This is a genomic window from Croceicoccus estronivorus (assembly GCF_001625325.1).
In the GTDB taxonomy this organism is placed as follows: domain Bacteria; phylum Pseudomonadota; class Alphaproteobacteria; order Sphingomonadales; family Sphingomonadaceae; genus Caenibius; species Caenibius estronivorus.
The window spans coordinates 325,063-348,340 of the sequence record NZ_JRQQ01000001.1 but is presented as its reverse complement, the minus strand read 5'-3'; the positions used below and the strand labels follow the sequence as shown (position 1 = coordinate 348,340).

At 59.5% G+C, this 23,278-nt stretch carries 21 protein-coding genes and 2 tRNA genes; 8 read left to right on the top strand and 15 right to left on the bottom strand.

The genetic code is table 11. The features are described from left to right. Positions 1-105 precede the first annotated feature (105 nt). Positions 106-1,983, bottom strand: a complete 1,878-nt coding sequence (locus MB02_RS01745; RefSeq protein WP_067531626.1) for a PHA/PHB synthase family protein — start codon at positions 1,981-1,983, stop codon at positions 106-108. Positions 1,984-2,145: 162 nt separating this feature from the next. On the opposite strand from MB02_RS01745, the gene MB02_RS01740 reads away from it, so the two are divergent. Both MB02_RS01740 and MB02_RS01735 read left to right on the top strand, forming a co-directional pair. Further along, the gene (locus MB02_RS01740) at positions 2,146-3,345 is read left to right on the top strand and encodes an LL-diaminopimelate aminotransferase (RefSeq protein WP_067531624.1); all 1,200 of its coding nucleotides are present in this window, start codon (positions 2,146-2,148) and stop codon (positions 3,343-3,345) included. A 126-nt stretch (positions 3,346-3,471) separates the two neighbouring features. Beyond that, positions 3,472-3,545 (top strand) — tRNA-Cys (locus MB02_RS01735). Positions 3,546-3,664: 119 nt separating this feature from the next. Here the strand turns inward: MB02_RS01735 and MB02_RS01730 are convergent. After that, a complete protein-coding gene (locus MB02_RS01730; RefSeq protein WP_067531622.1) occupies positions 3,665-4,594 on the bottom strand; it encodes a 1-phosphofructokinase family hexose kinase in 930 nt (309 codons plus the stop codon). 56 nt (positions 4,595-4,650) lie between these two features. Beyond that, entirely contained in the window at positions 4,651-5,808 is a 1,158-nt protein-coding gene (locus tag MB02_RS01725) for a L,D-transpeptidase family protein (protein ID WP_067531620.1), read from the bottom strand. A 79-nt stretch (positions 5,809-5,887) separates the two neighbouring features. Between MB02_RS01725 and MB02_RS01720 the strand changes: the two genes are divergently transcribed. Further along, a complete protein-coding gene (locus MB02_RS01720; protein ID WP_067531618.1) occupies positions 5,888-6,487 on the top strand; it encodes a murein L,D-transpeptidase catalytic domain family protein in 600 nt (199 codons plus the stop codon). A 72-nt stretch (positions 6,488-6,559) separates the two neighbouring features. On the opposite strand, the gene MB02_RS01715 is transcribed toward MB02_RS01720, so the two are convergent. Genes MB02_RS01715 through MB02_RS01705 form a run of 3 tightly spaced genes read right to left on the bottom strand, consistent with a single transcriptional unit; the run spans position 6,560 to position 10,538 of the window. Continuing rightward, the gene (locus MB02_RS01715) at positions 6,560-8,170 is read right to left on the bottom strand and encodes an MBL fold metallo-hydrolase (RefSeq protein WP_067531616.1); all 1,611 of its coding nucleotides are present in this window, start codon (positions 8,168-8,170) and stop codon (positions 6,560-6,562) included. Further along, the gene (locus tag MB02_RS01710) at positions 8,167-9,054 is read right to left on the bottom strand and encodes a ribose-phosphate diphosphokinase (protein ID WP_067531614.1); all 888 of its coding nucleotides are present in this window, start codon (positions 9,052-9,054) and stop codon (positions 8,167-8,169) included. The genes MB02_RS01715 and MB02_RS01710 overlap by 4 nt, the downstream gene beginning before the upstream one ends. Beyond that, positions 9,054-10,538 (bottom strand): thymidine phosphorylase family protein, encoded by a 1,485-nt coding sequence (locus MB02_RS01705; RefSeq protein WP_067532290.1) that lies wholly within the window; start codon positions 10,536-10,538, stop codon positions 9,054-9,056. The genes MB02_RS01710 and MB02_RS01705 overlap by 1 nt, the downstream gene beginning before the upstream one ends. A gap of 185 nt (positions 10,539-10,723) precedes the next feature. On the opposite strand from MB02_RS01705, the gene MB02_RS01700 reads away from it, so the two are divergent. After that, a tRNA-Thr gene (locus MB02_RS01700) sits at positions 10,724-10,799 on the top strand. Positions 10,800-10,949: 150 nt separating this feature from the next. Here MB02_RS01700 and MB02_RS01695 read toward each other — a convergent pair. Together MB02_RS01695 and trhO are read right to left on the bottom strand one after the other, a co-directional pair. Then, on the bottom strand, positions 10,950-11,606 hold the full coding sequence (locus tag MB02_RS01695) for a glutathione S-transferase (RefSeq protein ID WP_067531610.1): 657 nt from the start codon (positions 11,604-11,606) through the stop codon (positions 10,950-10,952). Continuing rightward, a complete protein-coding gene (gene trhO, locus MB02_RS01690) occupies positions 11,590-12,567 on the bottom strand; it encodes an oxygen-dependent tRNA uridine(34) hydroxylase TrhO (protein ID WP_067532287.1) in 978 nt (325 codons plus the stop codon). The genes MB02_RS01695 and trhO overlap by 17 nt, the downstream gene beginning before the upstream one ends. Before the next feature lie 145 nt (positions 12,568-12,712). Between trhO and MB02_RS01685 the strand changes: the two genes are divergently transcribed. Continuing rightward, complete coding sequence (locus MB02_RS01685) at positions 12,713-13,786, top strand: calcium:proton antiporter (protein ID WP_067531608.1); 1,074 nt, start codon at positions 12,713-12,715, stop codon at positions 13,784-13,786. Positions 13,787-13,860: 74 nt separating this feature from the next. On the opposite strand, the gene MB02_RS01680 is transcribed toward MB02_RS01685, so the two are convergent. From MB02_RS01680 to MB02_RS01665, 4 genes are all read right to left on the bottom strand, one after another. After that, complete coding sequence (locus MB02_RS01680; protein WP_067531606.1) at positions 13,861-14,745, bottom strand: hypothetical protein; 885 nt, start codon at positions 14,743-14,745, stop codon at positions 13,861-13,863. Between the two features lie 245 nt (positions 14,746-14,990). Then, a complete protein-coding gene (locus tag MB02_RS01675) occupies positions 14,991-15,548 on the bottom strand; it encodes a pseudouridine synthase (protein ID WP_067531604.1) in 558 nt (185 codons plus the stop codon). A 90-nt stretch (positions 15,549-15,638) separates the two neighbouring features. Further along, positions 15,639-17,006 carry an aminotransferase-like domain-containing protein gene (locus tag MB02_RS01670; protein WP_235829387.1) on the bottom strand — a complete coding sequence of 456 codons (1,368 nt, stop codon included), beginning with the start codon at positions 17,004-17,006 and terminating at the stop codon, positions 15,639-15,641. Between the two features lie 6 nt (positions 17,007-17,012). Beyond that, positions 17,013-17,453 carry a DUF983 domain-containing protein gene (locus MB02_RS01665; protein WP_067532281.1) on the bottom strand — a complete coding sequence of 147 codons (441 nt, stop codon included), beginning with the start codon at positions 17,451-17,453 and terminating at the stop codon, positions 17,013-17,015. A 141-nt stretch (positions 17,454-17,594) separates the two neighbouring features. Between MB02_RS01665 and MB02_RS01660 the strand changes: the two genes are divergently transcribed. Both MB02_RS01660 and MB02_RS01655 read left to right on the top strand, forming a co-directional pair. Next, entirely contained in the window at positions 17,595-17,954 is a 360-nt protein-coding gene (locus MB02_RS01660) for a hypothetical protein (protein ID WP_235829386.1), read from the top strand. Between the two features lie 99 nt (positions 17,955-18,053). After that, complete coding sequence (locus MB02_RS01655; protein ID WP_067531602.1) at positions 18,054-20,066, top strand: TonB-dependent receptor; 2,013 nt, start codon at positions 18,054-18,056, stop codon at positions 20,064-20,066. Between the two features lie 111 nt (positions 20,067-20,177). Here MB02_RS01655 and MB02_RS01650 read toward each other — a convergent pair whose 3' ends face one another. Both MB02_RS01650 and MB02_RS01645 read right to left on the bottom strand, forming a co-directional pair. Beyond that, entirely contained in the window at positions 20,178-20,933 is a 756-nt protein-coding gene (locus MB02_RS01650; protein WP_067531600.1) for an SDR family NAD(P)-dependent oxidoreductase, read from the bottom strand. Positions 20,934-20,956: 23 nt separating this feature from the next. Further along, the gene (locus MB02_RS01645; protein WP_067531595.1) at positions 20,957-21,862 is read right to left on the bottom strand and encodes an NAD-dependent epimerase/dehydratase family protein; all 906 of its coding nucleotides are present in this window, start codon (positions 21,860-21,862) and stop codon (positions 20,957-20,959) included. A 113-nt stretch (positions 21,863-21,975) separates the two neighbouring features. Between MB02_RS01645 and MB02_RS01640 the strand changes: the two genes are divergently transcribed. Further along, on the top strand, positions 21,976-22,326 hold the full coding sequence (locus MB02_RS01640; RefSeq protein ID WP_067531593.1) for a winged helix-turn-helix transcriptional regulator: 351 nt from the start codon (positions 21,976-21,978) through the stop codon (positions 22,324-22,326). A gap of 43 nt (positions 22,327-22,369) precedes the next feature. On the opposite strand, the gene MB02_RS01635 is transcribed toward MB02_RS01640, so the two are convergent. Next, a complete protein-coding gene (locus tag MB02_RS01635) occupies positions 22,370-23,149 on the bottom strand; it encodes a helix-turn-helix domain-containing protein (protein ID WP_067531590.1) in 780 nt (259 codons plus the stop codon). Positions 23,150-23,278: the final 129 nt, after the last annotated feature.

Sequence of the window (23,278 nt, the reverse complement as noted above, 5' to 3'; positions counted from 1 at the left end):
ACTTTCGCCCCCGTAAGGACTTATGTTGCATCGCACAAAGTAAGCGCTGCAGGTGCCAAGTCAAGCATTTTTTGTGCAGTGCACAAAAGTGTAATATATGCCCCGTCAGCGCGTCATCACGTACCGGCCGGGGGCCGGTTCGATGACATTGTCGCTTTTGCCGCCGGGGTTACGCTTGCCTTTTGCAGCCACGGTTTCTTCCCCGTGCGCGCGGATCCACTGGATCCAGTCCGGCCACCAGCTTCCGGGATGTTCCGTGGCGCCCGCGATGAATTGCTCCAGCGTTCCGCATGGCTTTTCATTCGTCCAGTGCTGGTACTTCTTTGCCGACGGCGGGTTGATCACACCGGCGATATGTCCGGAACCTGCGAGCAGAAACCGGATCGGTCCGCGCAAGTGCCGGGTCATGCGGAACACGCTTTCGGCTGGCGAGATATGATCCTCGCGGCCTGCCTGAACATAGGCCGGAGTGTGTATCCGGGTCAGGTCGATGGGTGTTCCGTCGGCGCTTAGCGCGTCAGGAATGACCAGCTTGTTGTCGCGATAGAGGTCGCGCAGATATTCCTGGTGCCAGCGTGCGGGCAGATTGGTGGTATCACCATTCCAGAACAGCAGATCGAATGCGGGATAGTCTTCGCCCAGCAGATAGTTGTTGACCACATAGTTCCAGATCAGCTCCCGTCCGCGCAGCAGGTTGAATGCCGCTGCGAGATAGCGGCCATCGAGATACCCGTCCTCGCTGAGTTGCTCGACGAACTTGATCTGCAAATCATCGACGAAGAGTTTGAGATCACCGGCATGCTCGAAATCGACCTGTGCGGTGAAGAAAGTGGCGCTGGCCACCTTGTCGTCTTGGCCCCGGCGGGCGAGAACCGCGAGCGTCGCAGCCAGAGTAGTGCCTGCCACGCAATAGCCGAGTGCGTGGACTGACGGGACCTTGAGGCGTTTGCGCACGAAGTCGATCGCTTCGATCTGGGCACGAATGTAATCATCCTGCGTCAGATCCCCCATAGTGGAATCTGCCGATTTCCAGGACACGATGAACACTGTCAGCCCTTGCTCGACGGCCCAGCGGATAAAGCTCTTTTTCGGCGCGAGGTCGAGAATGTAGTACCGGTTGATCCAGGGAGGAAAGATTACCAGCGGGGTTCGCAGCACTTCCGTTGTCGTGGGCTTGTACTGGATGAGCTGGAACAGGGGAGTCTGGTAAACCACTTCACCAGGCGTAGCTGCGATGTTCTCGCCCAATTTGAACGCACTGGCTTCCGTATGTGTCAGCTGGCCTCGCTTGAGGTCGGCAAGCAGGTGCTCCATTCCCTTGACTAGGTTCTCTCCCTTGGTTTCCAGAGTCCGTTCGAGAACCATGGGATTGGTCACCGGGAAATTCGCCGGGCTTAACGCTTCCACCAGAACGCGAGTGGTGAACCGCAATTGCTCACGGCGTTCGTCTGACAGGCCATCGATGGATTCCACCATCGCTTCGACTTGTTCGGCGATCATCAGATAGGTCTGATGGACAACGGCGAAGAAGGGCTGGCTGCGCCATTTGGGATCGGAAAAGCGGCGATCTTCGCGTGGCAGCTTGGGCTCCGCCCTGTTGCCCTCTCCCTCTGTTTCAGATCCCAAGCCGTATTGGCCGAGTACATTTTCCCACAGTGTGAGTCCGTCGGCCCACAGCTTTTCCTGTTGCTGCGGATCGGCAAGCGGCGATTGGCGATAGAACTTGCTCGCGATCTGCATCCACTTGCCCGGATCGGCAAAGGGATTGGGGGGCAGGCCTGCCGCCGCGCGTTGCTCCTGAAACTCCAGCCACATGTTCTGCAGCCGTCTGGCAACGTCCAGCCATTCCGCCATGTCACCCGGATCGGGCAGCTTGCGTGCCGTTTCAGGCAGCATCTGATTGAACCAGCGCTGTGCCGCATCCCCCTGGATCGCAAGCATCTGGCTGACCAGTGTGCCAATGTCGGTTTGGTTTTCAGCCATCGGATATCTCTGCCTGAGCTGGAATTACGATGTGGTTGTTAAGGACATGTGGCAGTGGATCGCATCACGATGCAAGGCGAAACGCCATTTGCGTGACGGCATTTATCGCCTAGAGTCGGGGACGTCCGGCAATCCAGCCGGCGCAAATGGATTCAAGAGGTCATGGAAGACGAGTTTTACCGCATCAAGCGCCTGCCGCCCTATGTCATTGCCGAAGTCAATGCGATGCGAGCAGCAGCACGCCAGGCGGGACGCGACATCATCGACCTCGGTATGGGCAATCCTGACCTTCCGCCACCTGCGCATGTGATCGACAAGCTGTGTGAAGTCGCGCAGAAACCGGATGCCCACGGCTATTCCCAGTCCAAGGGCATTCCCGGCCTTCGCCGGGCCCAGGCCAATTATTATGCCCGCCGTTTCGGAGTCGATCTCGATCCCGAACGCGAAGTGGTGGTTACGCTTGGCTCGAAGGAAGGGCTGGCCAGCCTTGCGACCGCGATTACAGCACCCGGCGACGTAGTGCTGGCGCCCAACCCCAGTTATCCGATCCATACGTTCGGCTTCATCATTGCCGGGGCGACCATTCGTTCGATCCCGACGACTCCGGACGAGCGTTATTGGGAGTCGCTGGAAAAGGCGATGGCCTTCACTGTCCCGCGCCCTAGCGTTCTGATCGTCAACTATCCGTCGAATCCGACGGCCGAAGTGGTCGATCTGGCTTTCTACGAAAAGCTGGTTGCCTGGGCGAAGGAAAACAAGGTCTGGATCCTGTCCGACCTTGCCTATTCCGAACTCTATTACGACGGTAATCCGACGCCTTCGATTCTGCAGGTGCCGGGCGCCAAGGATGTTGCGGTCGAATTCACATCGATGAGCAAGACCTACTCCATGGCTGGCTGGCGCATGGGTTTTGCGGTTGGCAACCAGAAACTGATTTCCGCGCTGACGCGGGTAAAGAGCTATATCGACTATGGCGCGTTTACCCCGATTCAGGCAGCCGCTTGCGCTGCCATCAATGGTCCACAGGACATCGTGGAAAAGAACCGGCGGCTCTATCAGAAGCGCCGTGACGTGCTCGTGGAAAGCTTCGGCCGCGCTGGCTGGGATATCCCGCCGGCCAAGGCGTCGATGTTCTGTTGGGCGCCATTGCCGCCGCAGCTTATGGAAATGGGTAGCCTGGAGTTTTCCAAGCAACTGCTGACCCATGCGGAAGTGGCTGTCGCCCCTGGCGTGGGTTATGGCGAAGACGGCGAAGGTTTCGTTCGCATCGCCATGGTCGAAAACGAACAGCGGTTGCGCCAGGCGGCGCGCAATGTGAAGCGTTACCTTCAGTCAATGGGCGTCAACAGCTCTGCGGCTTGATAATATCCGGCAGGGGCGTGCCCAAATCTGGGCACGCCCCTGCCGTTCCTGCATTTGAATGTTCAAAGCGATTGCCTTGACGCTCAGGCTTCGCTAGTGGCCGCCAACCCACAGACATTGGGATGAGGCCCGATGGCGGAGTGGTGACGCAGCGGACTGCAAATCCGTATACGCCGGTTCGATTCCGGCTCGGGCCTCCAACCTTTCAGGATACTATGCGGAAGATGCTCTCGCCCCGATTGTCGGGAGCGATGAGGGCTGTCCACAAGGCGGAAGGGGTGTGGAGGCGTTCAGCACTTTCACCGGGACTGGATGCCCCTTAAACAGAACTGACTTGCAGCAGGAGGCGTTCGATGTCTGCGGGGCGGGCAAGGTCCGTTCCCGGAGTCAGCACAGCAGCAGAACCAGCGGCGATGCCATAGCGGAATGCTTCCTTCGGATCGTGTCCGCTGGCCAGTGCGAATACCATGCCTGCCACGAAGCTGTCACCTGCGCCGACTGCGCTTTGTGCCTCGATCGGCAGCGCTGGCAGTCGTGTTGTGCCCGCGCGGGTGACCAGCAAGGCGCCCTCGTGCCCCATCGTCACGGCGATCAGTTCAGCCTGTTTTCGTTCGATCATGTCCATCGTCACGTCCACGACGGCTGCATCGTCAGTCAACGGGAGGCCGGTCAATTGGCGTAATTCGCCCAGGCTCGGCTTGGCAAGATAGATGTTCCCGCCCGCAAGCCCCTCCTTCAAGCCTCGTCCCGAGCTGTCGAGTACGAACTTGATGCCCCGTTTCGCTGTGATAGCTGAGACCTTGGCATAGAAATCGTCCGGTACCCCAGGGGGAAGCGACCCGCTGGCAACGAGATACTCGCACTGGGCTTCGGTCAACTGGTCCAGGCAGGCCTGCCATTCATCGGGGGCAATAGTCGGGCCGGAAGGAACGACACGGTATTCCTTGCCTGTCGATCGTTCGTAGACCGAGGAACTCACGCGGGTTTCGCCTGCGATTGGGATCTTGCAGCGGACAAGTTGATGCAGGTCCAACAGCCCGTCCAGCGCGACGCCTGTCGCTCCACCAGACAGATAGTAGCAGCGGGCATTACCGCCGAGCCGGACAAACACTCTGGCGACATTGATGCCGCCGCCGCCTGGGTCATAGTGTTCCTTCAGCGTGCGCATCTTGTGCGTGGGCACGACGTGATCGACTTCGTAGGCGGTGTCGATCGTGGGATTAAGTGTCAGTGTGGCGATGTTGGGCATGTGGTCCCGTACTCCCGATCATGCGAGATCAAGCAAGAGGGGCGGTGGTGAGGCGATCATGCCGCGCAACCGTGCAAAGGCTCTTCCGCGTTTCCATGCGATAACCGGATGCGTCGGTCGCGGCCATAAATGTCCGGCTGGATAACCAGTTCTCCGTCTGCATTCGTCGCTGCGGTGAAGTAGGTGATATAGACTGGCAGACTTTGCGCCAAGGGGATCGTGGTTGTCTTGCCGGAGGCGACGATGGCATCCACTTCGGCAAGTGTCATGACCCCCTGAAGCAAAGTGGCGGCATAGCCGATCGCATCGCCGGTGCGAATGCAGCCATGGCTGAAGGCGCGGACATCGCGTTCGAATAACTGCTTGCTCGGGGTGTCGTGCATATAGACGCTGAAGCGATTGGGCATGACCAGTTTCATCTGGCCCAGCGCATTGTTCGGCCCCGGTTTCTGCCGGTAGCGCCCATTGCTCCAGACATAACCGCGGGCGTGTGCCAACGAAGGATTGCGGCGCGCAAGGGCGCCGACGCTTTCGCGCACGATACTGGCCGGGATTTCCCACCATGGATTGAGAATTACGCCTGTAATGGTGGCCTGAAACACCGGGGTCGGCGTGCTCTTCTTGCCAACGATGACTTTCCAGGTGCCAGTGCGTTGGTTGCCGTGCCACAGGCTGGCCTCAAACAGAGCGGTGTTTACGAGGACGTAGTCCGGACCGAGCGACTGCGGCATCCAGCGCCAGCGCTCCATGTTCCGTGCGATGGTGGCCCGCCTGTCGGGATCGGCTTCCGATGCATAGGCTGCTCGCAGTGTGGCGTAATCGGGGTGGCGTGGTCGCAAACTTGCATAAAACGTGTCGAGGGTGTTTCCTGCCAATGCCTTGTTCAGCAGTGGCACGAGGTCGATTTCCTTGTCGGTATCGACGATATTCCATCCCGCTCGCTCGGTGCTGCTCGCGGCACCGAGCAAGTGCATCTTCGCAAGCTTGAAAGCGAGTGCGTCAGCTTCCCGGTCAATGGCGTCCTGGTCTCCGCTCGCAACGGCCGTATCCAACTGCGTGCTGGGCAGGGGAGGCAGGGCGTCCGCAGGCGCCATGGCAGCCCAGCGGCGCAAGGCGGATATGTTGGAATAGGACCAGTGGTTCGGAGATTCAGCGGCCGCCGCCGCCGCAGTGCAACTCAAGAGGGCGATTATCGCAAGCAAGCCTCGTTTCACGGCGCGTAGCACTCCTTGGTGTTGCAAAAAGGACACTGTGTTCCATATACTGATCAAGTTAATTTCGGGATCGCATTTTATGAAGCTTAATCGGCGCTTGTTTCTTGGCGCCTTTGCTGCGGGAACCGCAGGTCTGGTATCGCCGCGAGCCTTCGCGGCGGTCAAGTCCGCTGAACGGCCGGATCTGTTGCCCCGCGCAATGGCAGCCCTCGATAGCCATCGTGCAAAAATCGCCAGCCGTGACTTGATCGGGATTGTCGACTTTTCCGCCCGCTCCGGCGAACCGCGGTTCCATTTTGTCGACGTCGCCAATGGTCGCGTGGCCACTTCCTTGTTCGTTTCCCACGGTCGCGGATCCGATCCGCAAAACAGCGGTTGGGTGCAGCAGTTTTCCAATCGGCCAGGTTCGAATGCCTCTTCAAACGGCAGCTACCTGACTGGCAACACCTATTACGGCAAACACGGCCGGTCGCGCAGGCTGGAAGGGCTCGATCCGGAAAACAACAACGCCTTTCAACGCGCTATCGTAATCCATGGCGCTTCCTATGTCAGCCGCGACATGGCTCATACGCAGGGGCGCGTCGGTCGTAGCCAAGGCTGTTTCGCAGTAAGCCGGAGCGACATTGGCGAAGTGCTCGACCGGCTGGGGCCTGGGCATTTGCTGTTTGCCGCGAAATGAGGCGGTGGCCGGTATCGAACCTGTTTATATCGCGGCATCAGTCCGCAGCGTGACGAGGTACTTGCACGCGGCTTAATGCGCTCCGTGATGTTCTTGCCGGCGATTGTTGCGGTGCTCCGTATAGGATTCCAGCACGCGCCGCATATCCTCGATTGCTTTCTGCCGCTGTTTTTCACTGCGAATGTGGGCAAGTTCAGAGCGCAACCCGGTGACGAATTCAGCATAGCTGTTCTGCCAGTCGCGGCCCAAGGCCTGCTTGATTTCCACATTGCCGGTGGCGGAACGTTTTGCCGGTTTTCCGGGTGTGAGAGTGTAGGTTTCCCCGATTTCCGGCACGCGGACATTCAACTCCGGTTGGCGCCGCTGCATTTCACGGCGTAGTGCCTCCAGGCCCGTTTCTTCCCCATGGTCGAGTAACAGGCTGCCTGCGATCGGGCCACGCTCCTCGATCCAGTCGAGCAATTCACTCTGGTCGGCATGGGCTGAATAGCTGTCGATCCGCCGGATCTGTGCCCTGACACGCACGTCGGTGCCTGAAATCCGCACTGTCTTGGCTCCTTCAAGGATCACTCTGCCGAGCGAGCCTTGCGCCTGATAGCCCACGAACAGGACGGTTGAATCCCTTCGATAGAGATTGTGCGCCAGATGATGACGGATGCGGCCGCCTTCGCACATCCCCGAAGCGGCCATGATAATCGCGCCGGACATGGAATTGAGGCGGATCGATTCCTGCACGTCATTCACGAAGTGGAAGGAAGGATGCTTGAAGACGTTTCGGCCGCCAGTGTCTTCCAGTTCCGTGGCATAGCGGGCGAACACGCCTGTCGTCCGGTTGGCGAGTGGGGAATCGATGAACACCGGGACATTCGGGATGTCTCCCGAACAGAGCAGATAATCGAGATCGAGCAGCAATTCCTGCGTTCGTTCCAGCGCGAACGTGGGTATCACCAGATTGCCGCCGCGCGTGATGGCGGCGCGGACTTCGGCTTCCAGCATCTTGCGCCGTTCGGCAATGGTTACCTTGTCGCGCTGGCGGTCGCCATAAGTGCTTTCGCAGATCACATAGTCGAAGCCTGAGGGGCCGGTCGGATCTTCGTGAAAGGCCTTGTTGTCCGGGCCGAGATCGCCCGAAAACATGCTGCGGACGCCGTCGACTTCCAGTTCGATCGAGGCCGAACCGAGGATATGGCCTGCGTTCCACAGCCGGGCGCGGAAGCCGGGGGCGGGCTGAAACCACTCCTCCATAGCTACCGGGCTGCATTTACGCCATGCGGCCAGCGCGTCCTGTTCCGTATAGACAGGTTCGAACGGTTCTTCTCCCGCGCGGTCGCGGCGGCGGTTTCGCCGTGCGATGTCGGCCTCCTGGATCCGTCCGGAATCGGCGAGCATGTACTCCAGAAGATCTGCCGTTGGTTGTGTGCAGTAAATCGGTCCCTTGTACCCTTGCGCGACGAGCTTCGGCAGAAGCCCGCTATGGTCGATATGGGCGTGGGTCAGCAGCACAGCGGCAATTTTGCGGGGATCGAACGTGAAGTTGGCGGCGTTCAATGCTTCCAGTGAGCGTGAGCCCTGGAACATGCCGCAATCGACGAGAATCGAATGTCCATCGAAGGAGACTTCCATGCACGACCCGGTGACGGTGTGTGCCGCGCCGTGAAAGGTCAACGTGGGGTTCTGGGTCATGCAATCAATCCTTCGGTGCGAATTGCGTCAGCCAGCAGGGATGCGGTCGGAATGGAGGCGGTCGGCCCGGCAACACTGTCAGTGGAACGGATACGGGTGATGCCTGCTGCTTCCATCCGCGCGAGATCGTCCGGTTGAGCCAGGCAATGGGTTGCGAGTGCTTCCACGCCCGATGCTCCGGCTTGGCGCAGCAGATGCGCGGCTTCCACTAGTGTGGCGCCGCTCGCGATAACGTCGTCGACCAATATCGCCTTGCGTCCGGCCGCCCGTTCTATTCCGGGAATGGAAATCGAAACGTTGCGATCACCGTGGCGCTCCTTCTCGCCGACCAGGACATCCAGTCCCAACGGTGCGGCGATCGCTTCAACCCACTGGCGCGATTCACTGTCTGGCCCAACCAGAATCGTTTCCTCGCTCCCTTCCAGCGCGGCGGATAGCGCGGGAGCGGCCGACAGGGAGAACGCGGCGATGCCGGGCATGACCTCACCGAGATCGTGAATCCGGTGCAGGTGCGGGTCCATCGTCACCACCGCGTCGAAGTGTTGCGCGAGCAATGCGCCAATTACCCGTTGGCTGACAGCTTCACCCGGATGGAAGGCAATGTCCTGCCGCATATAAGAGAGATAAGGCGCGACAAGGATAACCTTGCCCGCACCATTTTCCCTGAGGGCTGATGCGGCAAGCAACAGTTCAATCAATTTCGCATTGGGATTGTCCAGCGAACGATAGAGGATGGCCGTCGGCGTAACGTCGGTTACTCGCACAAGGCTCTCCCCATCGGGGAAGCGTCGGACCGCTACCTCACTGAACGGAACCGACAGCGCTTCCGCCAGCCGGGTGGAGGATTCGGTGCATTCCGGAAAACCGAAGACGGAAATGTCCATCAACCGAACTCATACCCCGAATGTGCTTCGGCCATTTCCCGCGCGAAGCGCAGGCCTGTCTCGCTCCCTGCGTGGATGCGATAGAGCGGCTCACCCAGGCGGACTGTCGCCCCGATCTTGTGGAACAGGTCAATCCCAGCGCTCTTGTCCATCGGAGCTCCGGCAAGGCGGGCAATGCGCGCGATGCGGTGGCAGTCTATCGCCGTGATGCGCCCGGCCTGCTGCGTCGTGACTTCGAACTGATAGGCTCCGGGTTCATAGGCCTTCGTCTGCCGGCCCTGTGCCTCGATCAGACGTTCCATTGCTTCCAGCGCGGCGCCTGATGCCAATAGCTCCAATGCACGGGCATAGCCTCTCCCGCCTTTCAGGGCGGGATCGAAATCCAGCACATGCCCGGCGAGCAGCAATGCGCGGTCGCGCAAATCCTCGGGCGCTTCCTCTTCGTTACGGAGCACCGACATCACGTCGCGCGCTTCCAGTACCGGGCCGATGCCGCGCCCGATCGGCTGGGATCCGTCAGTCAGAACGATGTCAGTGACAATCCCCATGTGGTCGGCGACATATTCGAACAGTTTGCGCAACCGGACGGCTTCGGCCTGCGAATGGACTTTGGCAGTCGGCCCCACAGGAATGTCGATAACCAGGTGGGTAGATCCGGCAGAAGCCTTCTTCGAAAGGATCGAGGCGACCATCTGTTCGTAGGTATCGATCCGGAGCGGGCGCTCGACGGAGATCAGGACATCGTCCGCCGGTGACAGATTGACCCGGCCACCCCAGGCCAGAACCGCTTTCTCCGTAGCGACAATTTCCTTCATTCGTTCTGCGGTCAGATCGACTTCGGCCAGGACTTCCATCGTGTCCGCCGTCCCGGATGGTGACGTGATCGCACGCGACGAAGTCTTGGGAATGACCAGCCCGTGCGCTGCCACGATCGGCACGACGATCATTGACGTCCGGTTGCCCGGCACGCCCCCGATGCAGTGCTTGTCGACCACCAGCGGCGAATCCCAGTGCAGCCGCGCACCGACATTGACCATCGCTCTGGTCATGGAAAGCGTTTCGGGGGTGCTCATGAACCCGGCGCAAGCGACCAGAAACGCCCCGATCTCCATCGGGGAATAAAGGTGTCCGGCAACGTCATGGATGATGGCGGAGATTTCGCTGTCGCTCAGCGTGTTGCCGTCGATTTTGCGCCGGACGTATTCCAGGCTGGCCGGGGGGAGGGCCTGTGCGATTTGCACATCTTCCCCTTCGGGCAGGCCGAGTCTGCGGAAAGCCTGTTCGCCGAGCCCGATTTCTCCGGGTTTGAGAATGTTTTCGTCATCCACCAAGGCCAGCGTGGCAAGGATTTCGCCGCAATGCGCAGTGATACGCAGTTTCTTCAGGGCCTGGAATTGTTCCGCGGAATAGCCATTGCCGTGGCGGAGCAGAAAAGCGGTGTTTTCAGGATAGGTATCAATCGGAATACGCCGGATTTTCGGCATTGTTTTCGCCTTCATGACAGGAACATGTCATCCTCTGCCTCCGCTCTAGCGGCCTTTGGTCGGGCGTTCCACAGGTTCGTGACCCACATGGGAAGGGAAACGGGAATAATTTTTCCAGAGTCTCCACAATCTGCAAGAAAAGCGATTGCGATCACAGGCGAAGGCCGATAAGTGCGCCACCGCGTGCCGCTTTAGCTCAGTTGGTAGAGCACATCATTCGTAATGATGGGGTCAGGTGTTCGAGTCACCTAAGCGGCACCACGTTTTCCTTCTTTCGTGCAGATCCATGCTTCCGCATGGGAACTGGCGCCCTTTACTGGCTGATGCCTTTGCAGGAGGTTCAGCATTTTGGGCGCGTGCCAGAGAGCCAATGGTGTTTCGCGGTCGGCCATCGGTCGACCGGCGCCAGGTTTACGTGCCGCTGGTGTGTTCTGGCGACGGGAATGGCATTGGCGGATCGCCCGGCGACCATGGCTGGACGCGGAGCATGATTGCGCTGAACAGGTCGGAAGCAAGGTGATTGGCAAGCCAGGCCTGCAGATGCGGCAGTGGTTGTGTGGCAAACCATTCCCGGTCCACCGCTGCAAACTGTCGTACGAACGGCATGATCGCTGCATCGGTCAGCCCGCGTGCCGGCCCGGACAGTTGAGGTGACTGGTCCAGACGGGCATCGAGGTCGCGCAGGAACGCCAATCCCTTCTCACGATAGGCAAGCGCGTCACTGTCATGACGTTCGGGATATTTGTAGCGGTCGAGATCGTGTTTGAACGGGCCGTCGTTAGTGGCAAGCAGCGCCGTGTCGTCGCGTTCCAGCCAGCCCTCCGGGTCACGGTTCGACAAAGCCCATCGCATGATGTCGAGACTCTCGTCGATTACTTCACCATTGGGCAGGACCAGGACGGGTACGGTTCCTTTCGGCGATGCGGCAAGCATGGCCTCGGGTTTTGCGGAGAGTTTGACCTCGCGCAGTTCGCAGCGCGTTTCGCTTATCGCCAGAGCCAGCCGCGCGCGCATCGCGTAAGGACAGCGGCGAAAACTGTAGAGAACGGGATCAGTTTGAGCAGTCATGAGCCTGCTCGATTTCTGCGTCGCCCACATGACTGCGGCCTTGCGCAGCGGCGAGCATTTCCTGGCGGTGCCGTTCCCGATAAGAGGCGCGTTGTTCATCAGTCCGTTCCGCATGACATGCAGGGCAGCTCACACCGGCTTCATAGAGCGGTGATTGGCAGTCCTCCATGCTGACCGGGCGGCGACAGGCATGGCACAGGGTGTGAGTCCCTTCGGCAAGTCCGTGGCCGATCGTTACGCGTTGGTCGAACACAAAGCATTCGCCGCGCCACAGGCTTTGTTCTTCCGGCACTGTTTCCAGATACTTCAGTATTCCGCCCTTGAGGTGATAGACGTCCTCAACACCTTCCTGTTTAAGGAAGGCCGTGGATTTTTCGCAACGAATGCCGCCAGTACAGAACATCGCGACTTTCACCGGCTTGCCCGAACCGAGCAGCTTGTCGCGTTCGCGACGGAACCATTCGGGAAAATCCCGAAAAGTCGCTGTTTTCGGGTCGATCGCTCCTGCGAATGTGCCGACGGCGACTTCGTAGTCGTTTCGCGTGTCGATCACGATGGTATCCGGGTCGGAAATCAGAGCGTTCCAGGCCGGCGGCTCGACATACGTCCCGACACTGGCTCTGGGGTCGATGCCGGGCTCCCCCATCGTGACGATTTCTCGTTTGAGGCGAACTTTCATGCGGTGGAAAGGCATGGTGGATGCCGTCGACAGCTTGACGTCGAGATCTGCGCAGTCGGGCAGGGTGCGGATGTGGTCCAGCACTCTGGCGATACCTTCGCGCGGGCCCGCAATCGTGCCGTTGATACCTTCTGACGCCAGCAGCAGAGTGCCGCGTATGCCATGTTCGCGGCACAGGCGCAGGAGCGGTGCGCGCAAATCCGCGCAATTGTCGAAGCGAGTGAAGCGGTAAAGGGCGGCAACGGACAGCGGCTTGCCGGATTCGCGTAAGGGAGTGTGCATGGCCTGCCCATAGCGCCAAGCAGCCGGCGCGTCAGCATCATGCGTCAGTTCCTTATCCAGCGGCGCTTGCGGATGCCTCCTGCCGAGCTTCGAATAAGGTCGGGGCATGAGTTGATCTCCACGGTAACAAATCTAGGGTGGTGCAATGCTTCGTCATCTCAACCACTGGACCTGGGTGGGTCCCATCATTGCCTGGCTGGTCCTCGTTCTCGGAAGCGGCATGGACGTTCCATTGCCGATCATCGTTGCTGTCCTTGCGGCCAGCGTCATCTCCGCCGTGCATCATGCCGAGATCATCGCGCATAAATTGGGTGAACCGTTCGGCACTCTCGTATTGGCACTGGCGGTAACGGTTATTGAAGTGGGGTTGATCCTGTCGCTGATGGCCGGGGCGGGCGATGGCGCGGCTACTCTTGCAAGAGACACTGTGATTGCCGCAGTGATGATCATTCTCAACGGCCTGGTCGGTACATGTCTGCTGATCGGCGGATTGCGGCACCGCGAGCAGTCCTTTCAACAATCGGGGGTCAGTGCAGCGCTGGCGACATTGTCTGCGTTGACTATCCTCAGCCTTGTCCTGCCCAACTTTACGGTCAGCGAGCCCGGGCCGGTCTATTCTACGGCCCAATTGGCGTTCGTAGCCGTTGTGTCCCTGCTGCTCTACGGCACTTTCGTTACTGTCCAGACAGTCCGTCATCGGGAATATTTCCTGCCGCCGAAGCATGCGGTGCATGATGAGGAAGCACATGCTGCGCCTCCCACGCATCGCGCAACCACGATTTCGGCAGTACTGTTGCTGGTTGCCCTGGGGGCGGTCGTGCTGCTCGCGAAGAAACTGTCGGAGCCGCTGGGCCAAATCGTTGAGGCGACAGGGGCACCGCGCGCGATTATCGGTGTGGCGATTGCCGCGCTGGTTCTATTGCCGGAAAGTGTGGCTGCGACGCGGGCGGCATTGGCCAATCGCATTCAGACGAGCCTCAATCTCGCGCTGGGCTCCGCTCTTGCAACGATCGGGCTTACCATCCCTGCCGTTGCCGCGTTGTCTGTATTCTCTGGTCTGCCTATTGCGCTTGGGCTGAGCGACAAGGGTATCGTTCTTTTGGCTCTGACCTTGCTGGTGGCGACCCTGTCGCTCGCCAACGGGCGTACCACGATCCTGCAGGGAGTGGTTCACCTCGTCATATTCGGAGTTTATCTGTTCACTACGGCTGTCCCGTAGCCCGGTATATGGGAGAGCGTCGGCTCAGGAGAGGAATGGTCCTCTCCTGAGCTCAAACGGTCAGATTGCCGGCATCACCTGGCCATGTGGGTCGTCCACTGCCGGTTGCCGGGAATGGACACGTCGCCGTTTTTCGAAAGCCGCCAATTCGTTCCTTCCGAAACGTAGAAGGGCACGGCGTCATTCTGTGTCCGGTTGATGAAGTTGACCGTCGCAAAGCCGCCGCTGTCGTCAACCGTATAGCTGATCTTGCTCTGCGCCGAGGTGGACGGGTTGTTGAAGTCATAGACGCGCCCCACACCCGTGCCGAAGCCATCGGTGCCAGGATCGAGCTGGAAGCTCAGCCCGACCTGAACGCCATTGCGGGCATAGATGGAGCCATAACGCATCAATGGCTTGCTGGTCTTCCAGTTGCCGACGAATGCTTTTCTCGCTTCGGCCAGCTCGGCATCGCGGCGCTTCTTCTCTTCCGCTTCCTTGGCCTTTTCTTCGGAAATGGCCTTCTTCTCCTGATCGGACCCCTCGATCACGTAGTTGTCGAACATGCTCAAGCGCATGGCGGCACCGCCCGAGAACGCCTTGTATTCGAGCCGCTCCTGTTCAACATTCCAGTCATCGTCGCCGATCGGTTCGCTGCGAGTGAAAAGAATTGCCGGTATTTCTTCGCCCTTTTCCTTCACAATCTTGACGATGGGGCGTTCACCGATGGCACCCGTCCTCCGCGCGAAATCTTCCGTTGTGACCAAAGTGAGCTTGGTACGGGTACGGTATTTGGGTTCTATTTCATCGCCGATGTTTTGCGCGGCCTGTATTTCTACGTCTTCGGCAGCGAGTCCTTCGGGAAGATTGAGTTTGAGGAATTCTTCGATTTTATCCTCATTCGGCCCGTCAAACGATTTTCCACATGACACCAAGAGTGCGAGAGAAAACAAAATGATCGAGAATTTTCCTGCCCCCATCACATTCAACTCCAATCCAGCAGAATTTCAAATCATTTACTGATTATTGCCCCATGCAATTGCTGCGATGCCGCCTTCCCCAGAAGACGACATCATTTTTACGCTCGGAAAATGAGCAATTTTTGGCCGGTATTTCAATAGCCGAAATTGGTCATGGCCGTCGGTGACGGGTCAGCGAGGCCGATGCGGCCAGCGGGTGAGCGTCACAAGAGGGGCGAATGGCCAAAGGTAGTAGGCGAACCTGACTAGGTCGCGGGCTGGGCTTCCACCCATTCTCCCGGTTCTATACCTTCGAGTGTCCAGTTCCCGATACGCCATCTTACCAGCCGGAGAGTCGGGTGGTTCACTGCGGCGGTCATGCGCCGCACCTGCCGGTTCCGGCCTTCACGGATGGTCAGCTTGAGCCAGCAGTCGGGGACGGTCTTGCGGAACCGTACAGGCGGGATGCGCGGGGGTAACCGGGGCTCCGGAATGCGTTCGACCTGTTCCGCGTGCGCCATGCCGTCTTTCAGCTGCACGCCTCGCCGCAGTTGATCAAGACTGGCCTGGGAAACGTCGCCTTCGACCTGCACGAGATAGGTCTTGGGCATCTTGAACCTGGGGTCGGCAATGCGCGCCTGAAGCCGCCCGTCATCCGTCAGCAGGAGCAGGCCCTCGCTGTCGCGATCCAGTCTTCCCGCGGGATAGACGCCGGGGATGTCGATGAAGTCCGACAGGGTGGCGCGTTTGGTTCCTTCCGTCCCGCGATCGGTGAACTGGGACAGGACGCCATAGGGTTTGTTGAACAGGATCAGTCGCGACATGGCCTCTCATCCTTTATTTTCGGAGGGCACGCAAATGTCCGCGCCGTCTGGTCATGATTGCTTGCCCTGATCCGCGCTCGCGTTCGGGTGTCAGATGATGAGCTCGGCAGGGGAGGCGGAGGTCGCGACATAACCCTGCAAGACACCAAGCGCCTGCAACAAGGCTTCGCGGTCGATCGTGCCGCCCAATGATATTCTCAGCGCCTTTTCGTTGTCGTCGGGTTCGACAGCGAACCGGTCCGATGGGATGACCGATAGGCCGACCTGCCCCAACGCTTCGGCCAGATCGTGCAGACGCGTCTCATCCGGCAGTCGCAACCAGAGGTGATACCCTTGGGGATGAGCGGAATAATCCGCCGTTTTCAAAAACCTGCCTGCCTGTTGTTGCCGCCATGAAGCTTCTTCCCGGGTGGCGGTGACGAGGCGGTCGAATGTACCATCCGCTATCCAGGCGGATACCATTGCGGCGTTGAGCGGAGGTGCCATCACGCCGGTTTCGTGCAATCTGGCAGTCAGGTGCAGGGCATCTGCGATATCGGGCGTGCGGACGAAGCCGACTCTCAGCGCGGGCGAGATGATTTTCGAGGTGCTGGCAATGTACCATGACCGGGATGGAGCAAAGCTGGCGATTGCGGGAAGCGGGCTTGCCGCCAGCAGCCCGTATGCGTCATCCTCTATTATCCGGATATCGGCTCGATCCGCGAATGCGGCGATCGCTTCACGCTGTTTGCTGTCGAGGGTGGTGGCCGTCGGATTGTCATTGCTGGGCACGACGTAAAGCGCGCGCAAAGGGGCGTCGCGATGCGCATTGGCCAGTGTCGTTGCGGTAATCTCCGGAAGGGGGATCAGCGTGATGCCGAGCTGTCGGGCAATGGCCCGGAAGCCGGGATAGATGAAGCGGCCGCATGCCACGCGGTCGCCAGGCCGCAGGATCGTGGCGGCGATGCCGTGCAGCGCGTTCTGCCCCCCTGCCGTGACCACGACCTGTTCGATGTTTGCGCTCAGACCGACTCTGGAAAGTATTGTCGCGCCGGCCGAGCGGTCGGCGAGGTCGCCACCGGGACGCTGATATTGCAACCGGGAATGCGCACCGGATCGGGCGAGGTTTTCATATCCCTTGGCGATGGCATCCTGCAGGAGACCTGCAAGCCGCGCCGGCGGGCTGTTCATTGTGACGTCGAACTGTGCCGGAAGGGGCGCTGTCTGGGTTTGGTTCGTGCGGATGAAGCTGCCCGCCCTGCCGCGTGCCTCTATCAGTCCACGTTGCCGGGCAAGTTCGTATGCCCGGGTTACTGTCGTCAGGTCGATTCCCAGTTGCAGTGCCAGTTCGCGCTGTGGTGGCAGGCGGTCGCCATCACGCAGAGTGCCGCGTTCGACGGCATCTGCCAAAGCGTCTGCAATAGCCCGGTATTTGGGGCCGCGCAGTCCGGCGATGTCGGGACGCCATGCCTCAATCATCAAGTTTCAACCATTGCGTCGCTTGTCGGCCTTTTCCTGCCCGCGAGCGTGGAGCTGAGCCCAGAGCCGCTCCGTGCCAGCCTCTTGCGCATTGTTCACATATTGCGATGCGACAAGCCAGCCCTTGATCCATTGTAGCGGGAGGATGCAGCCAACCACCATTAAGGGGACGGATACGATCAGATGCACCCAAAACGGCGGCTCGAACGCGACCTGCAACCAGACGACGAAGAAAGTCAGCGGAAAGGCGATGATGCAGAGGGAAAAGAAGGCCGGGCCATCATCCGGAGAGGCGAACTTGTAATCCAGGCCGCAGGACGGGCACTGATCATTAAGCTTCAGCCATTTCCGGAACATGCTGGCTTTGCCGCATTTGGGGCACAGGCCATGCCAGCCTGCCTTGATGATCCAGCGCAATTTCTCGCCATCGTCGAGTTCTTGCTTCAAAGCATTACTCCATGCATATATACATACATAAATCCATATATATTGTTGTAACAAAGAGTCCAGCATTAGCTCTTCCGGCACCTGGAATGTGGTGCGAGGCAGGAAGGCAGATGTTTGGCGATGGTATGAGGCAGGCGGAAAATGACACACGGCGTGCATGACGCAAACGATGCCGCGCGGACTGGCGGGCCCGCTGCTTCTGGCATTATGCTGGAAGCGAGAAAATTCGCTGCCTCAGTACTGCGTTCGAATGGGAGGCCCGATCTCTCGCAGATCGTCATGGATGGCGGAGGGGACGATTTTCCCGAAGTAGAAGCCTCCTATACGCTTGTCGAAGCGTTTGCATCGAAGCTGTCCCGCATGGAAGAGGCGCTGAGGATCTATGCTGATCCCGATTTCTGGGAAGACGGACAAGGAACCGCCTCGCTTGCGCTGCTCGATCTCGGCGAAATGGCGCGAAACGTTCTCTCAGGGCGGCCAGCTTTCTATCATCGCGATTGATGCTCAGGCTATTGCCTGCGCAGTGCAAATGGGCTTGTGGGGGACAGAGCAAGAAAAATTGCCGGGCGGAACGGGCCCGGAAATGGTTTGAGGGCGCCCATGACTGTGTATCGTATGTTCCTGTTCGCAACTGCTGCAATGGCTGCGGCTCCGGCTTTGGCGGCGGACGCACCGGGCGATGGCGGAATGATCGTGGTAACCGGGCGGGGCCTGGAAGACGCGCCGGCTGCCCCTGCCTACGACGTCACCGTTCTGGAACGTAAGGCAATTGTATCCTCTGCATCGGGGCGGATTGAGGATGTGCTGACGTCCGTAGCGGGCTTTCAGCAGTTTCGCCGCTCGGACAGCCGTTCCTCTAATCCCTCCGCTCAAGGGGTGACGCTGCGTTCGCTGGGGGGAAATGCCACCAGCCGGGCGCTTGTCCTGCTCGACGGGGTGCCGATGGCGGATCCTTTCTTCGGCTACATTCCGTTGTCGGCTCTCGCGCCCGAACGGTTGAGCCGTATCGCTGTGACGCGAGGAGGCGGATCTGGTCCGTTCGGGACTGGCGCGTTGGCGGGCGTGATCGAGCTTGAAAGCGCCGATGCCGCGACATTGGGCCTGTTGAATGGCAGCGCGCTGGTCAGCCAGCGTGGAGAAACAGAACTCAGCGGGACCATTGCTCCACAGCTTGGCTCGGGCTTTGCGGTTCTCTCGGGCCGGTGGGATCGCGGGGAAGGGTTTTACACCACGCCGCAAAATCAGCGTGTGCCCGCTTCCGTTCGTGCGGGATACGATAACTGGTCCATCGGTGGCCGGGTCGTTCTGCCACTGTCGGGAACCGTGGAGTTACAGGCGCGGGCACTGGGTTTCGACGATCATCGCACCTTGCGCTTCGATGGAGCGGACAGCACCAGCAGTGGGCAGGATGCGAGTCTGCGGCTGGTTGGTCGGGGCGATTGGCAATTCGATGCGCTTGCCTTCGTACAGTCGCGCAACTTTTCCAACGTCGTCGTTAGTTCCACCCGGTTCGTTCCTGTCCTCGATCAACGCAAGACACCTTCCACCGGGATTGGAGGAAAGTTCGAACTGCGCCCGCCACTGGGCGAAAACCATGTTTTCAAGATTGGCGCGGATTTCCGTCGTGCGTCCGGTACCATGTACGAAGACGCATATAGCGCGTTCACCGGTGCCAAGACGGCGCGCAGGAAGGCAGGGGGCCGGAACAGCGATCTCGGCCTGTTTGTCGAAGATGACTGGACACTGGGGCACCTGATTCTGACCGGAGGCGTGCGGGCGGACAGGACCAGCATCAAGGGCGGCTATTATACAGAACGCACCCCGGACGGCTTACTCGTAAGCGATTCCCGGTTCGACGACCGATCAAGCTGGGACGTGACCTGGCGTGGAGGGGCGCTCTTCCATTTATCACCTTCCGTTACGCTGCGCGGTGCGGGGTATAGCGGCATCAGGCTTCCTACACTGAATGAGCTGTATCGGCCCTTCGTGGTCTTTCCAGTGACGACCGAAGCGAATGCCGCATTGGAGAACGAAAAGCTGGAAGGCTATGAGGCAGGCATTGCCTTTACACCTGCCGAAGGAATGACATTTTCCGCAACCGCCTTCGATAATCGGGTCAAGAATGCCATCGCCAATGTCACCATCGGCGAAAACTTGCGTCAGCGCCGGAATCTCCCCGCAATCAAGGCCCGGGGTGTTGAATTGGGGGCCAGTATCGAGCGAGGCAAGGTCCGTTTCGATGGCAGCTTGGCTTGGACGAATGCGAAAGTTCGGGGACGAAATGCTTCGGAAGAGTTGGATGGAAAGCGTCCGGCTCAAACCCCGGAATGGGCGATGAGCGGGACAGTGTCCTACGCGCCGTCCGAAGGCTGGCTGCTGTCAGCCACATTGCGCCATGTGGGCAAGCAGTACGAGAGCGATCTGGAGACGGACGTCCTACCCGCCGCGACGACTTTCGACGCCTTTGCGCAGGTTCCGCTTGCCGATCACTTCTCGGTAATCCTCCGCGCGGAAAATCTCTTCGACGAGACTATCGTCACGCGCAATTCGGGTGGCTCGATCGATCTTGGGGCGCCGCGTACGCTCTGGGCCGGCGTGAGATGGACCGGCTGATACGATTTTCGGGATTGCCGCGTGAAACGCGTGCGCAAGTGCATCTGAAAAAGAACCGGGGCGCCGATCGCATTTCCGATCGTCGCCCCGGTAATGTCTTGTCCTGTCGAATTAACCGAGCAGGTCGGGGTTGCGGCGCAGTTCCTGGCCGCCATCGACTGCAAAGGACTGACCGGTGACCCATGACGACGCCGGGCTGGCAAGATAACGCACGGCTTCCGCAATATCCTCTGGTTCGCCCGTCCGCTTGAGCGGCGTCTGTTCAAGAAACCGCTCAATGATCGCCGGATTGGCAAACATGTCGGTCGTTGCATTGGAACGGGTGAGGCCTGGCCGAACCGCATTGACGCGAATGTTGAGGGCGGCGAGTTCGTCCGCAACAGTGCGTATCAGCGCTTCCAGCCCTGCCTTGCCCGCGCAATAAGTTGCCAGTGCGGGGAAGGGCATCGTTGCCGCTGTCGATGAAATGCAGACGATCGATCCACCTGAGGTCATTAGCGGTGCGGCTTGCTGCATCGCAATGAACGCAGTGGTGATGTTGAGATCGAGGTCGCGCCGCAAATCTTCGACGCTGGTCGTCAGAAACGGATTGAAACCGCTGCCGCCAACGGTCGGAACCACGATGTCGAGGCGCCCGGCTAGCCCATGGGCCTTCGAAAGAGCCTGTTTGACGTCTTCCTCGCTACCCCCATCGCCAACCGCGATTTCGATCTGGGCTCCGGCGACTTCAGCGAGGACTTGCGAACGCACCGCTTCGAGCGGCTCCGCCCGGCGTCCCATGATTACCACCCTGGCGCCGTCCGCGGCCAGTGCACGGGCGCAGGCGGAACCGATTCCACCGCTGCCGCCCGTGACCAAGGCCGTCATTTCCTCTAGGGGACGGCCGCTCATCATGCTGACCGGAATTGCGCTACGATTTCGTTCACAGCGCGCGTGATATCGTTACGGCGATAACCCAGTTCGGCCATCGTCTTCTCATCCGGCTCGTAGCTCACGGTGTTGCCGCGCCCGGTATAGATGGCGCCATCGGGCAGCATCGGATGTTCCTGATCGAGAGACGGAACATCGGCGTCGTTGCCTGCTGCGCGGAAGAACAGCTTGAAGTAATCGGCGAAGCTCAGATTCTCGTCACCGATCAGATAGGCCTTCCCGTTTTCGCCGTTTGCCAGAGCGCCAACGATCGCTTCGGAAATGGACTGCGTGGAAATGAAGTTCGTTCCGCCAGCCGGGCCGAATGCAGGCATGCCGAGCTTGCCTTCCGCATATTGCGTGTAAGCTTCAAACATCGGCAGGCTCATTCCCGGAACGGTTCCGACCACGAACGGCGCGTCGAGGCTGACGACGTGGAACGTGTCGTCGGCAAGAGCGGTGATGCCATCGGTCGCCATCTTGCGCGAACGGATATAGGCGTTGGTTTCGAGCTGTTCCGGCGCGATGTGCGGATAGAAGCTGCCGACGTGAATGAAGTGCTTCACGCCTGCCTTCTTTGCCAGTGCGGCAAATGCTGGCACCGCTTCACCATTCGCGCGCAGGACGTGGGCATCGAAATCGCCACCTTCCGGCAAGTGGCGGATGTCGTTGCCTGCGGCGAACACGATGGCATCAAATCCGGCGAGATCGTCAGTCGTGAATGTCCCGGCAACATAGTCGCCTTTGAGGAACGGCAACTTCGCGAGTTCGGTTGTGGCCTGGGCCGGATTACGCCCGGAAATCGTTACATCGTGGCCCTCAGCCTTGAGGTGCAGGGCAGCGTGGCCACCGATCATGCCGGTCCCACCGACAACGAGAATTTTCATGCTGGAATTCCTCTACGTCATTTCTGTTGTGTGCTGCTTGTGCGGCAGTGGGCGATGGCTATTCAATATGGTTTCCATTTGCAACAAGGCACCGAAAGTATATTAGGTATACTATGGGAACTGACCTCAATCGCGACATCGCCATGGAAATCCTCGAACTGGTGGGCAACAAGTGGACGATGCTGGTAACTTACCGGCTGGGAGAAGCGGCCATGCGCTTCTCGGACCTGAAGCGGGATGCTGCGCCGATCAGCTCCAAGATGCTGACGCAGACCTTGCGCGAACTGGAGCGCTTCGGCCTCGTCTCACGAAGGGTGTTTCCGTCGACACCGCCGAGTGTGGAATATAGCCTGACAGAGACAGGACGATCGTTTCTGGGTGCGGTCAGTACGATTTGTGGCTGGATCAGAGCCAACCATGATGAACTGGAAATCGCTCGTGTGAGTTACGCTGAAGAAGCCTGAGAGAACGCTGTGCCCATGGCGGACATGAGGTTGTGCATTGTGGCTAATCTCTGACGTTTGCAGAATCTGCCAGTGCCGGGGCTCCCAACTCTCTGAGCGGTTTCATATCCATGGGCCAGGCAGAGACGAGGACGGAATACCATTCGCGCGGCAATAGCGAATGGCGTCGATCATCGTCCGCAAGCTTCTGCACATCGAGGCGGAACTGTTCGAACAACTCTTCGAGCCGGGCAAGGCCAAGGTGAGAGAGCTTGGCAGTTTCGGCCGAGTAGATCGTGTCTGGATCGCTGAAATCGATCTTCAGGATTTGCTCTCTCATATGTTTCTGGAAGTGGCTGCGCATTGGCCCTCGGCGCCACGCGACCCGGCGATCTATACGGCTTCGTGCTCGCCCATCGGGCAACCGGTCGATAAGTGCGAGCCGCTCAAGGCGCTGCAGGAATGAATCGAGCCGCTCCATCGGGACTCCGAATTCGTCGTGGAGATCCCGGGGCGGCCACCCGCTCATGATCATGAAGAACAGGAATGACAGAAGCGAGTTTTCCGTCAGCGCCAGTTCCTGAGCCAGCGTCAATTCGCGGGCCAGTTCGCGGGGTGGTTCGGTCGCTATTTCTGCGAGTTCGGCCAGTGTAACCCCGGCCAGCGCGCAGAGGTCTTCCAGGCGGTCCACGGTCAGGCCCTTGCCGCCCAGCCACCGTTTTACCGTTGCAGGGCTCACATTCAGCCGCAGACCAATTTCCCGAATGCTCAGCCCGTTCCCGCGGAGGATCTTCCTCAACGTTGCGATTATCCGCGACTGTTGACGTTCGTGATTGGCCGGCATGGTGCGCTTGGTTCCTTGATTGCATTCGGGTCATATGAAAAGCTATGATGGCTCGTTTGGCTAGCCTTTTCTTGGCTGGATGTTTGTGCCGGCAAGGCGGCGCTCATAGTGATCTCAGCGGAATTTCAT